The sequence below is a fragment of the Nonomuraea sp. SBT364 genome (genome assembly GCF_001083785.1).
In the GTDB taxonomy this organism is placed as follows: Bacteria; Actinomycetota; Actinomycetes; order Streptosporangiales; family Streptosporangiaceae; genus Nonomuraea.
In genome coordinates this window covers 1-14,140 of the sequence record NZ_LAVL01000199.1, presented here as the reverse complement: position 1 = coordinate 14,140, position 14,140 = coordinate 1, and the positions used below count along the sequence as shown (strand labels likewise).

Sequence of the window (14,140 nt, the reverse complement as noted above, 5' to 3'; positions counted from 1 at the left end):
GCTGCCGCGGCCGGAGAACAGCCGGCTGACCTCGGCCTCCCACCTGATGATCGCCAACCCGTTCAGCGGCGCGGGCCTGGGCCGCCTGTTCTCCACGCACCCGCCCCCCTCATGCCCCGCGGCCGTCCGCGCGACACGCGACTTGAGCTGCCCTTGGTCACCGGGCCGGCCGCCCGGTGCGGACGCGGTAGGTCACCAGGACGTTGAGGCGGTGCAGCTCGCGCACCGCGTGCCGGAAGCGCGTGCGGGCGATCTCCTGCGGCAGGTCGTAGGCGGCCAGGCCGCCGAGCAGGGAGTCCGGCAGGCCGTGCTCGAACGGGTCGGTGCAGCGGGCGTAGGTCTCCTCCAGGGTCAGCCCGGCGTCCACCGCCTCGGCGACCTCGCTCTCCAGCCGTTCCAGGTACGTGATCAGCTCGGCCAGGGCGACCGGGGCGCTGCCGATGGGGCCGTGGCCGGGGACGATCCACTCCAGGCCGGGCAGGGCGTCACGCATCCGGCGTACCGCCGCGAGGTAGGGGCCGGGTCCGCCCTGCAGCAGCATGGCGATGCCGCCGACGGCCACGAAGTTGCCGGTCCACGCGGTGCGGGCGGACGGCACGTGGACCACCGTGTCACCGGGGCCGTTGCCCTGGCCGAACCAGTGCAGGGCGGCCAGCTGACCGCCACCGAGGTCGATCTCGCAGGAGGAGTCGAAGACCAGGTCCGGCCTGCGCCACGTGGTGACCGCGTCGAGCAGCGCCTCGTCGCCGTACATGCTCTCGGCGCGCATGGCCTTCTCCCGCCCGAGGTCGGTCATGGCGTCGCGGTTCGCCCGGTGCGACACGATCGTGACGTCCGCCGGGAAGGCGGCGTTCCCGAACGTGTGGTCGCCGTGGTAGGTGGTGTTGACCAGATACCGCACGGGTGCCGGGGTCAGGCCCGCGGCCAGGCTCCGGATGTGCCGGGCGACCTGCGGCGTGATCCCCGCGTCGATCACCAGGGCGGCGTCGGCGCCGGCGATGACGCCGCTGTTGTCCTTGGGCGGCAGGTTGGCCATCAGCGCGTGCACGCCGGGGGCGAGCTCGCGGGGGATCAGTTCGAGCCCGGCCGGCGTGAGGTTGGGGCCCTGGAAGCCGGCGGGCCGTTCGGCGATCTCGTGGTCGAAGGTGACGTTCATGCCTCCCGAAACTAAGCGATCGTTCGATTAATTTCAATCGGTAGGCTGGGGTCATGGACCAGCAAGTGCCCGCGGCGCGGCGGCGGCCGGGCCGTCCCGCCAAGGCCGACGCCGGCGACACCAAGGCCGAGCTGCTGCGGGCGGCGCTCGCCCTGTTCGCCAGGCACGGTTACGCCGGCACCTCCGTGCGCGCCATCGCCCGCGAGGTCGGGCTGAGCGAGAGCGTGCTGTACGCGCACTTCCCCGGCAAGCAGGCGATCTTCGACGCCGCCCTCGCCCTGGGCGGGCCGCACATCACGGTCGCCGCCATCGCCGGCCTCGACGCCACGCTCGCCGGCCGCGAGCCCGCCGGCTACGTCCGCGACCTGGCCGCCGCGATCATGGACGCGTGGGACACCCCCGAGGCGCGCCGGCTCGCCAGCCTCGCCGCCCGCGACGGGCTCATGCACGACCCCGCTCTCGGCGAGGCCATCGACGACTCCCTGGCGCACCTGGCCGGGGTGTTCCAGCGCTGGCTGGACGCCGGGCTGGTCCGCGACGACCTGGGCGGGGCGGCCGACCTCGCCTACGCGCTGCTCGCCCCCATCGCGCACGCCCGGATGCTGTGGCTGCACGACGCCGCCTCACCCGAGCAGCGCCGCACCGCCCGCCGGCGCGCCCTGCGGCACGCCGACCTGTTCGCCCGGGCCATCACGGTCACCGGCCACGGGTGAGGCAGGCCCGTTCAAGGCACGGCGGCGAGCGCGACGCCGCTCGCGCTCGGCCGTGGTGGGCGGCCAGGAGGGGTCAGGTCCCGGGTACGGCCCACTCCTCGGCGAGGATCGCCCAGATCTCGCTGTCCTGCCGCACACCCCGATACGGGTAGCGCCGCCGCAGCACGCCCTCGCGGGTCATGCCGAGCCTGCGCGCCGCCGCGATGCTGCGCGCGTTGCCCGGCGCCACCCACCACTCGACCCGGCTCATCCCGCGCACGGCGAACGCCCAGCCGATCAACTCCCGGCACGCCCGGGTGACCAGCCCGCGGCCCGTCCCGGCCGCCTCCAGCCAGCATCCGATCTCACACACGCCGGAAGCGGCGTCGAAGCTGGTGAACATGACGCCGCCGACCAGGACGCCGTCCAGCCAGATCCCGTAGATGCGGGCGCTGTCCCGGGCCTGCTTGTCGGCGTACCGCTGCAGGACGGCGGTGGCGGAGTCGAGGTCGGCGCTCAGCGTCGCCCAGGGGATCCACGGGTCCACGTCGGGGCGCGCCCGGTCGACATGGGCGAGGAACTCCTGCGCGTTCCAGGGCTCCAGCGGGCGGAGCTCGGCCTCGTCGCCGAGCGGCAGTGCGAACACGGGCACCTCGATCTCACGTACGTAACGAGCGTTCGGTATGTAAGCTAGCAGCATGCCACCCGCACCCGGAGACCGCGATGCCCGCCGGGAGGACGTCTCCCAGGCCGTCTGGCGGATCCTCGCCGGCAAGGGATTCGGCGGGCTGACCCTGCGTGCCGTCGCCGCCGAGATGGGTGTGTCGACCGGGATGCTCATGCACTACTTCCCCACCAAGAGAGACCTGGTCGGGCACGCCCTGCACCTGCTGGAGGAGCACACCGCCGCGCGTCCGCGCCGCCACCGGCCCGCCGAGGGCCTGGCCGCCCTGCGCGCCGTGCTGCTGGACATCCTGCCGCTGACCCCGGACGGCACCGCCCGCAACCGCATCTGGGTCAGCTCGTGGGACCTGGCGCTCGCCGACGACGGCCTGCACGCCGACCAGGCCGGCCGCTACGCCCGGATGCGCTCGGCGATCCGCCCGCACCTCGAGGCCGCGCGCCGTCAGGGGGAGCTGCCCGCGTCCGCCGACCTCGACCGGCTCGCCGCCGACGCGATCGCCGTCACCCACGGGCTCGTCGTCCAGGCCCTCTTCGACCCCGGCCGCTTCCCCCCGGACGTGCAGACCGCCACGCTCGACGCCTTCCTCGCCTCGATCGCCACCACCGGCGACCTCCGGGACTGACCACCGGGCCCGCGCCCGGGCCGGCCGGCGCCGGTCAGCCGGTCAGCCCGTCGACGGGATGCGCGACACCATGCGTTCCATGCCGTTGACCCAGTTGTCGCGCAGCGCCTGGGCGGCCTTGCCGAGGTCGCCGGCCAGCAGCAGCTCGGCCACCTGGCAGTGCTCGGCGGCCTCGCGCTCCAGCGGTGTGTCGTCTCCCGCCAGCACGTGGGCGTAGCGCCGCAGCCCCGCCTTGACGCTGGTGATGAGGTCCAGCAGGCGCTCGTTGCGGCAGCCGCTGAGCAGCAGGTCGTGCCACTCGTCGTCGTGACGCTCTATCACCTGCTGCTCGGCGATCCGGTCGGGGAACCCGCGGGCCAGCCTGAGGAGCTCGGGGGCGATGCGCCGCAGGTGGGCGGGGTCCGACGAGTCGAGCGCCAGCGCCTCCAGCGCCGCGACGATCTCGCACAGCTCCCGGAACTCCTTGCGGCTGACCGGCGCGAACCTGAATCCCCGGCCCTGGTTGCTCTCCAGCACGCCTTCCCCGGCGAGCGTGATGAGGGCCTCACGCAGCGGGGTGCGGCTCACGCCCAGCTCGGCGGCCAGGGCGGCCTCGTTGATGTCGGTGCCGGCGGCGAAGTCGCCTCGGTCGATCCTGGCCAGCAGCTCTTCCCTGATCTGCTCGCGCAGCGGTCGCCGCTCGATGGGCATGGCGCTCCTTCGGGATGGGGGGTGAGGCCGATTCTACCTCTTGACGTGATACAAAATGCTGCACTATGAATTCTGAATACAAAATATCACATGGCCGACAAACGGCCGTCGGAGGAGGTTCGGAGTGGGGCTGACCCGGGTGCCGGGGCTGCTGTTCGGCGGTGACTACAACCCCGAACAGTGGCCGGAAGAGGTCTGGGCCGAGGACGTCCGGCTCATGGCCGAGGCCGGGGTCAGCATGGCGACCGTCGCCGTGTTCTCCTGGTCACGCCTGGAGCCGAGCCGCGGGACGTACGACTTCGGCTGGCTGGACCGCGTGCTGGACCTGCTGCACGCGCACGGCGTGGCCGCCGATCTGGCGACCGCCACCGCGACGCCGCCGCCGTGGCTGGTCCGCGAGCACCCCGAGGTCATGCCCGTGGACGCGCGGGGCGTGCGGCTGGAGTTCGGCTCCCGCCAGGGCTACTGCCCCAGCTCGCCGGTCTTCCGTGAGCACGCCCTGCGGATGGCCACGGCGATGGCCCGGCGCTACGGCGGCCACCCCGCGCTGGCCCTGTGGCACGTCGGCAACGAGTACGCCGACCACACGCTCGAATGCTTCTGCCCCGAGTCCGCCCGGCACTTCCGCGCCTGGCTGCGCGCCCGCCACGGCGACGCCCAGGCGCTCAACGCGGCCTGGGGGACGTCCTGCTGGGGCCAGCACTACACCGCGATCGACCAGGTGGAGCCGCCCCGCCAGGCGCCCGGCCCGGTCAACCCGGCGCAGGTGCTCGACTGGCGGCGCTTCTGCAGCGACGCGCTGCTGGAGCTGTTCACCGCCGAGCGGGACGTGCTGCGCGAGCTCACCCCGGACGTCCCCGTCACCACGAACTTCATGAGCATCCTGCACGGCCTCGACTACTGGAAGTGGGCCGGGGCCGAGGACCTGGTGAGCGACGACGCCTACCCCGACCCCGCCGACCCGGAGGCGCACGTCGGCGCGGCCCTCAGCTACGACCTGATGCGCTCGCTCAAGCGGCGGCCGTGGCTGCTGCTGGAGTCTGCGCCGTCGGCGGTGTCCTGGCGTGCGGTGAACGTCCCCAAACCGCCGGGGATGATGCGGCTGCACAGCCTGCAGGCGGTCGCCCACGGCGCCGACGGCGTGCTGTTCTTCCAGTGGCGTCAGGCCCGGTACGGCCCGGAGAAGTTCCACTCGGCCCTCCTCCCCCACGGCGGCACCCGCTCCCGGGGCTGGCGCGACACGCTGGCGCTCGGCGCCGACCTGCGGCGGCTGGCCGAGGTGGCGGGCACCGGCACGCCCGCCGAGGTGGCGCTCGTCCTCGGCTGGGACAGCTGGTGGGGCCTGGAGGCACCGGAGTCGATGCCGTCCGACCGGCTCAGGCTCAAGGAGCTGCTGCTGTCCTGGTACCGGCCGCTGCACGCGCGGGGCGTCGCCGTCGACCTCGTGCCGCCGGACCGCGACCTGTCGGGCTACCGCGCCGTCATCGTGCCCAACCTCTACCTGTGCACGGACGAGCAGGCCGAGGCGCTCGCGACGGTCACCGGCGAGCTGGTGGTCGGCCCGTTCAGCGGCGTGGTGGACGCGGCCGACCAGGTGCACCCCGGCGGCCCGCCGGGCCCGCTGCGCGACCTGCTGGGCGTGGACGTCGACGAGTTCTGGCCGCTGCCCGACGGCGTCACCCAGCGGGTGCGCCACGCGGGCGGCGGCACGGGCGAGGCCCGCACCTGGGCGGAGTGGCTGCGCCCGCACGACGGCACCGAGGTGCTGGCCCGCTACGAGGGCGGCGACCTGGACGGCCTGCCGGCCGTGGTCCGCCGGGGCGCGGCCACCTACGTGAGCTGCCTGCTCGGCGACGTGACCCCGGTCCTCGACCAGGTGCTCGGCGGCGTCCCGACGATCGCCGTCCCGCCCGGCGTCGAGGCCGTCCGGCGCGACCGCCACCTGTTCCTGCTCAACCACGCGACCAGCCCGAGACGGGTCACGCTGCCGCGCCCCGGCACGGACCTGCTCACCCAGACCCGCCTGCGCGGCGAGATCGAGCTCGCCCCGCGCGACGCCGTAGTGCTCAGGATCGAAGGAGACACGTGACGCACCCGTACATCCCGAACGCCGAACCCGGCGTGCGGGCCGAGATGCTCGCCGCGATCGGCGCCGCGAGCGTCGAGGAGTTCTACGCCGACATCCCCGCCGGCCTGCGCCTGGACCGGCCGCTCGACCTGCCCGCGCCGTTCGTGGCCGAGCAGGACCTGGTCCGCCACATGGAGGGCCTGCTGGGCCGTGACACCGGTACGGACCGGGCGCTGAGCTTCCTGGGCCACGGCTGCTACCCGCACTACGTGCCGGCCGTGTGCGACGAGGTCAACTCCAGGAGCGAGTTCCTGACCGCGTACGCGGGCGAGCCGTACGAGGACCACGGCCGCTTCCAGGCGCTGTTCGAGTACGTCAGCATGATGGGCGAGCTGCTCGACATGGACGTGGTCAACGTCCCCACCTACGACGGCTTCCAGGCGGCGGGCACCGCGCTGCGCATGGCCTGCCGCCACACCGGGCGGTCGAGGGTGCTGGTGAGCGCCGCGATCAGCGCCGACAAGCTGAGCAAGCTGCGTGACTACCTGGCCCCGGACATCGAGCTCACCCTGGCCCCGGTGGGAGCCGACGGCGAGGTCGTGGTGCGCGGCCTCGACGACTCGTACGCCGCGATCTACCTGGAGACGCCGAACGTCTACGGCGTCGTCGAGACGCGCGGGCGCGAGCTGGCCGGCCTGGCCCACGCCCACGGCGCGCTGCTCGTGGTGGGGGCCGACCCGATCTCGCTCGGCGTGCTGGCCCCGCCCGCCTCGTACGGGGCCGACATCGCCTGCGGCGACATCCAGTCGCTGGGCATCCACCAGAACTACGGCGGCGGCCACGCCGGCTACATCGCCACCCACGACCACGAGCCGCTGGTCGCGGAGTTCCCGTCGCGGCTGTTCGGCATCGCGCCGACGAAGGTTTCCGGGGAGTACGGGTTCGGCGACGTCTTCTACGACCGCACCTCCTTCGCCCACCGCGAGGACGGCAAGGAGTGGGTGGGCACCGCCGCCGCGCTCTGGGGCATCACGGCGGGCGTCTACCTGGCGCTGATGGGCCCGCAGGGCATGCGGGAGGTCGGCGAGACCATCCTGGCCCGCACCCGCTACGCCATGGACGCCCTGGCCGGGTCCGTCACCGTGCTGCATCCCGGGGCGATCCACTTCCGCGAGTTCGCCATCGAGGTGCCCTCCAGCGAGGCCCTGCTCGGCGCGCTGCGCGAGCGCGGCATCTACGGCGGCGTCCCGCTCGACGGGCACACCGTCCTGGTCTGCGTGACCGAACGCCATTCCATCGCCGACATCGACCGGCTCGCCGCAGCCGTACAGGAGACGCTGTGAACACCGCGGAGTCCTTCGCCAAGCTCCCCGTCGCCCCCAAGCCGCCGCTGCGCCGCTTCCACCAGGCCCGCTGGGACGAGCCGATCATCTTCGAGCTGTCGGCGCCCGGCCGCCGCGGCGTCGCCGTGCCCGGGCCCGGCGCCGCGCCCGTCGAGCTGCCCGCGTCGGTACGCCGGGCGGAGCCGCCGAAGCTGCCCGAGATGGCGCAGCTCCACGTGCTGCGCCACTACCTGCGGCTGTCGCAGGAGAACCTCGGCGTGGACCTGAACATCGACGTCGGCCAGGGCACCTGCACCATGAAGTACAGCCCGAAGGTCAACGACCGGTTCGCCGGGGCGGTGGCGGAGCTGCACCCGCTGCAGCACGAGGACACCGTGCAGGGCGTCCTGGAGATCTACTGGCGTCTTGAGCGGATGCTGGCGGAGATCTCCGGGATGGCGCGGGTCTCGCTGCAGCCCGGATCGGGGTCGGCGGCCATCTACGCCAACATCGCCATGATCCGCGCCTACCACGCGGCGCGCGGCGAGGGCCACCGGGACCAGGTCATCACCACGATGTTCTCGCACCCGTCGAACGCGGCCTGCGCCAAGACCGCCGGCTACGAGGTGATCACGCTGATGCCGGACGCCGAGGGGCTGCCGGACATCGAGGCGCTGCGCGCCGCCGCCGGGCCGCGCACCGCCGCCCTGATGATCACGAACCCGGAGGACACGGGCATCTTCAACCCCCGCATCCAGGAGTTCGTCGACCTGGTGCACGAGGCCGGCGGCCTGGCCTGCTACGACCAGGCCAACGCCAACGGCATCCTCGGCATCACCCGGGCCCGCGACGCCGGGTTCGACCTGTGCCACTTCAACCTGCACAAGACGTTCTCCACGCCGCACGCCTGCGGCGGCCCGGCGGCGGGGGCGTGCGGCGTCTCGGAGGAGCTGGCGCCGTTCCTGCCCGGCCCGGTCGTCGGCTTCGACGACGGGACGTACCGGCTGGAGACGCCCGCCGCGTCGATCGGGAAGGTGCGGCCGTTCCTCGGCGTCACGCCGAACATCGTCCGCGCGTACGCCTGGATCATGGCGCTCGGCGGCGAGGGGCTGCGGCAGGTGGCCGAGACGGCGGTGCTCAACAACAACTACCTCATGCACCGCATCCTGGCCATTCCCGGCGCCTCCGCGCCCTGGGGGCGGCGCCGGGTCGAGCAGGTGCGCTACTCGTGGCAGGAGCTGACCGAGGAGACCGGGGTGCACTCCGAGGAGATCGGCGTGCGGGCCGCCGACTTCGGCGTGCACTACTGGACGAGCCATCACCCGTACGTGGTGCCCGAGCCGTTCACGCTGGAGCCGACCGAGTCGTACTCCAAGGAGGACCTCGACGAGTACGCGGACATCCTGGCGCATGTGGCGTCCGAGGCCCGGAGCGACCCCGCCTTCGTCAAGGAGGCGCCGTACAACCAGAGCGTCCACAAGATCGACATGACGTCGCTCGACGATCCCGGGGAGTGGGCGCCCACCTGGCGCGCCTACGTCCGCAAGCACCTGTCGTGACCGGGGAGCCGGCGATCGGGCTGGTCGTCAACCCGGTCGCCGGGCTGGGCGGCGCGGCGGGCCTCAAGGGCAGCGACGGCGCGGCCGCGCAGCGCGCGGCCCTGGCCCTGGGGGCGGTGCCGAGGGCGGGCGAGCGGGCGGCGCGGGCCGTGCGCGCGCTGCTCTCCCGCCGCCCGGGCGCCCGCCTGGTCACGGTGCCCGGCCCGATGGGCGAGGATGCCGTTCACGCCGCCGGTGGCACTTGCGCGGTCATCCACCCACCGGCACCGCCGAGGCCCGCCCCCGGCCTCGCGGAGGCCGACGGGCCGATGGGGGCGCGGCTGGTGGCCGGGACGACGGCGCAGGACACGCGGCGGGCGGTGGTGGCGCTGGCCGGGGTGGACCTGCTGCTGTTCGCGGGCGGGGACGGCACGGCCAGGGATGTGCTGGACGCCCTGCGGGAGCTGGGCGGCCAGGCGCCGCCCGTGCTGGGCGTGCCCGCCGGGGTCAAGGTCTACTCGGGCTGCTTCGCCGTCAGCCCGGCCACGGCGGGCCTGGTCGCGGCCGCCTTCCGGCCGGGCCGCACCGGCGAGGCGGAGGTCGTCGACCTGGACGAGGACGGCTACCGGCGCGGCCTGGTGGGTCCCCGCCTGTACGGCACGGTCCGCGTCCCGGAAGCCCGAGCCGCCTTCTCCGGCCGCAAGACCGGCTCCTCGGGGACGCCGCCCGCCACCGTCGAGGCCGTCGCCCGCGAGGTCGTGTCCAGGATGCGGCCCGGCGTCCGGTACGTCCTCGGCCCGGGGGCCACCACCCGGGCGGTCGGCCGCGAGCACGGCGTCGCCACCACGCTGCTCGGCGTGGACGTGGTCGAAGACGGCCGCCTGATCGCCGCCGACGTGCCGGAGGCCGCCCTGTTCGACCTGGTCAGGCCGGGGAAGACGGTGGTGGTCCTGTCGGTGATCGGCGGGCAGGGGTTCGTCCTGGGGCGGGGCAACCAGCAGATCTCGCCCCGGGTGCTCCGGGCCGCCCGGGCCCCGCTGCTCGTCCTGGCCACCCAGCGCAAGCTCGCCGCGCTGCGCGGCCGCCCCCTGCTCGCCGACAGCGGCGACGAGGACCTCGACAGAAGGCTCAGCGGGCACGTCCAGGTGATCACCGGGCACCGCGAGAGCACGATCTACCGCCTCAGGGCGGCAAGTGAGGAGTACGACGGATGAACACGCTCGACGGCAAGGTCGCGATCGTCACGGGAGGCGCCTCCGGCATCGGCCGGGCCACGGCCCTGCTCTTCGCCCGGGAGGGCGCCCGGGTGGTGGTGGCCGACATCGACGGGCCGGGCGCGACCGCGACGGCCGAGGCGATCACCGCCGAGGGAGGGTCGGCCGTGGCGGTGCGCGCCGACGTGTCGGCCTCCGACGACTGCCGCGACGTCGTCCGGACGGCCGTCGAGGCGTTCGGCGGGCTGCACGTCCTGTTCAACAACGCCGGGATCATCCGCCGCACCACGGCGCTCGACCTCGACGTCGAGGAGTGGGACCGGGTCATGGCGGTCAACGTCAGGTCCGTCTTCCTCATGTGCAAGCACGCCGTCCCGGCGATGACCGGCGGCGGCTCGATCGTGAACACCGGCTCCGGCTGGGGCCTCAAGGGTGGCGGGAACGCGCTGTCCTACTGCGCCTCCAAGGCGGCCGTGGTGAACATGACCCGGGCCCTGGCCATCGACCACGCCGCCGCCGGGATCCGGGTCAACTCCGTCAACCCGGGCGACACCGACACGCCGATGCTCCGCGACGAGGCGCGCCAGCTCGGCGAGGACTGGACCGCCTTCCACGCCGACGCCGCCGACCGGCCGATGGGCCGCGCCGGCAGCCCCGACGAGATCGCGCAGGCAGTCCTCTTCCTGGCGGGCGACGCCGCCAGCTACATCACCGGGTCCGCCCTCGTCGTCGACGGCGGCGGACTCGCCTGACCCCCCACACCCCCCGCGCACAACCCGAAGGAGCCCACCATGAGGCGTGCCCTGGCAGTTCTGGGCGTCCTCGCCCTCGCGACCACCGCGTGCAGCGGCGGCGCAGGCGGGAACGTTCCCGGCACCGATGGCGGCCCGGTCACCGTCCGCTGGTCCACCTGGGGATCGGCCGAGGACGTGAAGCTGTACGAGGCGTTCACCCGGGACTTCCACAAGCGCCACCCGGACATCCGGCTCAAGCTGGAGTCGGTCGCCAAGTACGAGGACTACCACCCGAAACTGCTCGCCCAGCTCACCAGCAAGACCGCACCCGACGTGTTCTTCGTCGGCGACGACAACATCGGCAAGTTCGTCGCCGCCGGCGTGCTCACCCCGCTCGGCGACAAGCTGGCCGGGCCCGCCTCCAGGAGCCGCCCCGGCGACTTCTTCGAGGGCGTCTACGGCGGTGCGAAGAAGGACGGGCAGATCTACGGCGTCCCCAACGACACCAACCCCGAGGTGCTCTGGTTCGACAAGAAGGCACTCAAGGACGCCGGCATCACCGAGGACCCCGCCGCGCTGCACGAGGCCGGCCGCTGGACGATGGACGCCTACCTGGGCATGAACGCCAAGCTCAAGGCCGCGGGGAAGGCCGGGTCCATCTTCTGGAACTGGTACGGATCCACGTACTCGATGATCAGCGGCTTCGGCGGGAAGGTGTGGGACGGCGGCCGGTTCGCCGCCACCACCGATCCCAGGTCCGTGGAGGCGCTGCGGACGCTGGCCAAGGGCTACCAGGACAAGACGTTCCTCAGTGCCGACCTGCTGCCCGCCAGCAACGGCGCCAGCACGCAGTTCCTCAAGCACAAGGCGGGCTTCTACGCCGGCGGCCGGTGGATGATCGACTCGCTGAAGAAGGGCGGCGAGCTGGCCGGCTACGACATCGTGCCGTTCCCCTCGCCGGACGGCAAGCCGATGTCCGGCGCCGTCGCCGCCTCCTACCTGGCGATCAACAAGGAGACGAAGCTGCCCGACGCGGCCTTCGCCTTCCTGACGGAGTTCGTCAGCAAGGAGGGCCAGCTCATCCGGCTCAAGGGCGGCGGCGCGGTGCCGTCCGTCAAGGGCGCCGAGCAGATCGTCCTGGCCGACGGCTATCCGGCTCACGCGCAGACCTTCCTCGACGTGCGCGACACCGGCTTCGCCAACTACGCCGAGGAGGTGGCCGTGCCCGGGCTCACCGCCGCGATCAACGAGCACCTGATGAAGGTCTGGACCGGCAAGGTGCCCTTCGACCAGGGCATGACCGAGCTGAGCTCGCTCGTCGAGAGCAAGCTGGGCTAGCCGTGGCACTCCTCACCCGGGCCCGCCCGGGACGTGTGCGCGACCGTGACGGCTGGTGGGCGGCGTTCTTCCTGGCGCCGCAGGTCGTCGCGCTGGCCGTCTTCCTGGTCGGGCCGCTCTGCTTCGCCGTGGTGCTGGCGTTCATGCACTGGGACGGGCTCGGCCAGAAGGAGTGGGCGGGCCTGGCCAACTTCGCCGCCACGCTCTCCGACCCGCAGTTCGGCCGCGCGGTGTGGAACACCGTCAAGCTCGCGCTGCTGACCGTCCCCGCCGGGCTCGGGCTGGCGCTGCTGATCGCCATCGCGCTCAACAGCGTCAGGGGCGGCGGCTTCTACCGCGTGCTGTACTTCCTGCCGGTGGTCACCAGCTCCGTCGCCGTCGCGCTGATGTGGCAGATCATCCTCGCGGGCGACGAGTTCGGGGTGCTCAACACCAGCCTGGAGCGGTGGTTCGGCATCCCGGCACCCGACTGGCTGGGCGACCCGGACTGGGTGATCGTGGCCATCGCGGCCGTGACGATCTGGTCGTCGCTCGGCCTCAACGTGGTGATCTTCCTGGCCGGGCTGCAGACGATCCCGCCGCAGATCGTCGAGGCCGCCCGCATGGACGGCGCCGGGGGTCTGCGGATCTTCCGCTCCGTCACGCTGCCGCTGCTCTCGCCGACGATCTTCTTCTCCAGCGTGGTCGCGGTGATCAGCTCGTTCCAGGCGTTCGACCAGATCTACGTGCTGGTCGACCCCGAGTACAACGAGGGCGCGCGGACCATCGTCTACCAGGTCTACGAGCTGGGCTTCCTCGACTTCCAGTTCGGGCTGAGCAGCGCGGCCGCGCTGATCCTGCTGGTCCTGACGCTGCTCGTGACCCTCGTCCAGTTCGCGGCGCAGAAGCGCCTCGTCCACTACGACTCGTGAGGGGGCCCGGATGCGACCCCGGCAGATAGCCCTGCACGCCGCGCTCACCGCAGGCGGCCTGGCGATGCTGTTCCCGTTCGGCTGGATGCTGCTGACGTCGTTCAAGAGCGTGCGGCAGATGCTCAACGACCCGCTGTCGTGGCTGCCCGACCCGTGGCGCTGGGCGAACTATCCCGACGCGCTCGACGCCATGCCGTTCGGCCTGGCGTACTGGAACAGCTTCTACATCGCCGCGCTCAACGTGGCCCTCACGCTGCTCACCTCGGCCATGGCCGCCTACGCCTTCGCCCGGATCCGGTTCCGCGGGTCCGAGGTGCTGTTCGTGGTGTTCCTGGCCACCCAGATGGTGCCGGCGCAGGTGACGGTCGTGCCGCTGTACCTGATGCTGGCCGAGTTCGGGTGGATCGACTCCCATCTGTCGCTCATCGTGCCGACCGTGGCGAACCCGTTCGCGGTGTTCCTGCTGCGCCAGTTCATCCGCGCCGTCCCGGTGGAGCTGGAGGAGGCCGCCAGGATCGACGGCGCGGGCCGCTGGCGGTGCTTCTGGAACGTGGTGCTGCCCAACATCCGGCCCGGCCTGGGCGCGCTCGGCATCATCGCCTTCCTGGCTTCCTGGAACTCGTTCTTCTTCCCGCTGATCTTCCTCAACTCGCCCGAGCTGGCCACGGTGCCGCTGCTGCTCAGCCAGTTCTCCGGCCAGCGAACGGCCGTGGACTACGGGCTCATCCTGGCCGCCTCCGCGATCGCGGTGGTGCCCACGCTGATCGCCTTCCTCGTCGGGCAGCGGAGGATCATCAACTCGATGGCCGCGTCCGGGCTGGGAGGCCGCTGATGACGATGCTGGATCTGCGCGAGCGCCCGTTCACCGATCGGGGCTCCCGGCTGCTCGTGATGGCGGCGGACGACGGCTCCCTGTGGATCGCCCGCGCCCTGTACGAGACCCGGCTCGCCGACGCGACCGTCCTGACCGGGCTGCGGGTCCTGTCGGACGGGCGGGAGCTGCCGGTACGGCGGGCGCTGCCGGACCGGATCGAGTTCGCGGGGGGCGTGACGATGGCCTTCGCCGGGCCGGACACGCTCGTCCTGATCGGCCGGAACGCCCGCGCCGTCTGGCACGGCGGCGAAGCCACCATCGACGGCACCCTCCCCCTCACCGGCCCCTCCCTCACC

The 14,140-nt window shown here is 72.9% G+C and carries 13 protein-coding genes and 1 pseudogene; 11 read left to right on the top strand and 3 right to left on the bottom strand.

The genetic code is table 11. The features are described from left to right. Positions 1-157: 157 nt before the first annotated feature. A complete protein-coding gene (locus ADY59_RS42135) occupies positions 158-1,156 on the bottom strand; it encodes an MBL fold metallo-hydrolase (protein ID WP_049575291.1) in 999 nt (332 codons plus the stop codon). 53 nt (positions 1,157-1,209) lie between these two features. Here ADY59_RS42135 and ADY59_RS42130 point away from each other — a divergent pair, with 53 nt between their 5' ends. Continuing rightward, positions 1,210-1,869 carry a TetR/AcrR family transcriptional regulator gene (locus ADY59_RS42130; protein WP_049575289.1) on the top strand — a complete coding sequence of 220 codons (660 nt, stop codon included), beginning with the start codon at positions 1,210-1,212 and terminating at the stop codon, positions 1,867-1,869. 73 nt (positions 1,870-1,942) lie between these two features. On the opposite strand, the gene ADY59_RS42125 is transcribed toward ADY59_RS42130, so the two are convergent. Beyond that, a complete protein-coding gene (locus ADY59_RS42125) occupies positions 1,943-2,548 on the bottom strand; it encodes a GNAT family N-acetyltransferase (RefSeq protein WP_331459575.1) in 606 nt (201 codons plus the stop codon). On the opposite strand from ADY59_RS42125, the gene ADY59_RS42120 reads away from it, so the two are divergent. After that, positions 2,547-3,155 carry a TetR/AcrR family transcriptional regulator gene (locus ADY59_RS42120; protein WP_049575287.1) on the top strand — a complete coding sequence of 203 codons (609 nt, stop codon included), beginning with the start codon at positions 2,547-2,549 and terminating at the stop codon, positions 3,153-3,155. The genes ADY59_RS42125 and ADY59_RS42120 overlap by 2 nt on opposite strands. Before the next feature lie 42 nt (positions 3,156-3,197). Here ADY59_RS42120 and ADY59_RS42115 read toward each other — a convergent pair whose 3' ends face one another. Continuing rightward, on the bottom strand, positions 3,198-3,845 hold the full coding sequence (locus ADY59_RS42115; protein WP_049575284.1) for a GntR family transcriptional regulator: 648 nt from the start codon (positions 3,843-3,845) through the stop codon (positions 3,198-3,200). 124 nt (positions 3,846-3,969) lie between these two features. Here ADY59_RS42115 and ADY59_RS42110 point away from each other — a divergent pair, with 124 nt between their 5' ends. The 9 genes and pseudogenes from ADY59_RS42110 to ADY59_RS42070 form a co-directional block, all read left to right on the top strand. After that, entirely contained in the window at positions 3,970-5,934 is a 1,965-nt protein-coding gene (locus ADY59_RS42110; RefSeq protein WP_049575282.1) for a beta-galactosidase, read from the top strand. Further along, on the top strand, positions 5,931-7,256 hold the full coding sequence (gene gcvPA / locus ADY59_RS42105; RefSeq protein ID WP_049575280.1) for an aminomethyl-transferring glycine dehydrogenase subunit GcvPA: 1,326 nt from the start codon (positions 5,931-5,933) through the stop codon (positions 7,254-7,256). The genes ADY59_RS42110 and gcvPA overlap by 4 nt, the downstream gene beginning before the upstream one ends. Further along, a complete protein-coding gene (gene gcvPB / locus ADY59_RS42100; protein ID WP_082310818.1) occupies positions 7,253-8,794 on the top strand; it encodes an aminomethyl-transferring glycine dehydrogenase subunit GcvPB in 1,542 nt (513 codons plus the stop codon). The genes gcvPA and gcvPB overlap by 4 nt, the downstream gene beginning before the upstream one ends. After that, on the top strand, positions 8,791-9,987 hold the full coding sequence (locus ADY59_RS42095; RefSeq protein WP_063780955.1) for an ATP-NAD kinase family protein: 1,197 nt from the start codon (positions 8,791-8,793) through the stop codon (positions 9,985-9,987). Before gcvPB ends, ADY59_RS42095 begins: the two co-directional genes overlap by 4 nt. After that, complete coding sequence (locus ADY59_RS42090) at positions 9,984-10,739, top strand: SDR family NAD(P)-dependent oxidoreductase (RefSeq protein ID WP_049575275.1); 756 nt, start codon at positions 9,984-9,986, stop codon at positions 10,737-10,739. The genes ADY59_RS42095 and ADY59_RS42090 overlap by 4 nt, the downstream gene beginning before the upstream one ends. A gap of 39 nt (positions 10,740-10,778) precedes the next feature. After that, positions 10,779-12,059, top strand: a complete 1,281-nt coding sequence (locus tag ADY59_RS42085) for an ABC transporter substrate-binding protein (RefSeq protein ID WP_049575272.1) — start codon at positions 10,779-10,781, stop codon at positions 12,057-12,059. A gap of 2 nt (positions 12,060-12,061) precedes the next feature. After that, a complete protein-coding gene (locus ADY59_RS42080; protein WP_049575270.1) occupies positions 12,062-12,970 on the top strand; it encodes a carbohydrate ABC transporter permease in 909 nt (302 codons plus the stop codon). Positions 12,971-12,980: 10 nt separating this feature from the next. Then, on the top strand, positions 12,981-13,802 hold the full coding sequence (locus tag ADY59_RS42075; RefSeq protein ID WP_049575268.1) for a carbohydrate ABC transporter permease: 822 nt from the start codon (positions 12,981-12,983) through the stop codon (positions 13,800-13,802). Then, positions 13,802-14,140: pseudogene (locus tag ADY59_RS42070) on the top strand (amylo-alpha-1,6-glucosidase); the annotation flags it as partial. The gene ADY59_RS42075 and the pseudogene ADY59_RS42070, both read left to right, overlap by 1 nt.

Bases quoted from the DNA above. Each gene is read 5' to 3' on its own strand.
- ADY59_RS42130 (WP_049575289.1), top strand. From the start codon at position 1,210: ATGGACCAGCAAGTGCCCGCGGCGCGGCGGCGGCCGGGCCGTCCCGCC.
- ADY59_RS42075 (WP_049575268.1), top strand. From the start codon at position 12,981: ATGCGACCCCGGCAGATAGCCCTGCACGCCGCGCTCACCGCAGGCGGC.
- ADY59_RS42085 (WP_049575272.1), top strand. From the start codon at position 10,779: ATGAGGCGTGCCCTGGCAGTTCTGGGCGTCCTCGCCCTCGCGACCACC.
- ADY59_RS42135 (WP_049575291.1), bottom strand. From the start codon at position 1,156: ATGAACGTCACCTTCGACCACGAGATCGCCGAACGGCCCGCCGGCTTC.
- ADY59_RS42120 (WP_049575287.1), top strand. From the start codon at position 2,547: ATGCCACCCGCACCCGGAGACCGCGATGCCCGCCGGGAGGACGTCTCC.
- ADY59_RS42115 (WP_049575284.1), bottom strand. From the start codon at position 3,845: ATGCCCATCGAGCGGCGACCGCTGCGCGAGCAGATCAGGGAAGAGCTG.
- ADY59_RS42090 (WP_049575275.1), top strand. From the start codon at position 9,984: ATGAACACGCTCGACGGCAAGGTCGCGATCGTCACGGGAGGCGCCTCC.
- ADY59_RS42125 (WP_331459575.1), bottom strand. From the start codon at position 2,548: ATGCTGCTAGCTTACATACCGAACGCTCGTTACGTACGTGAGATCGAG.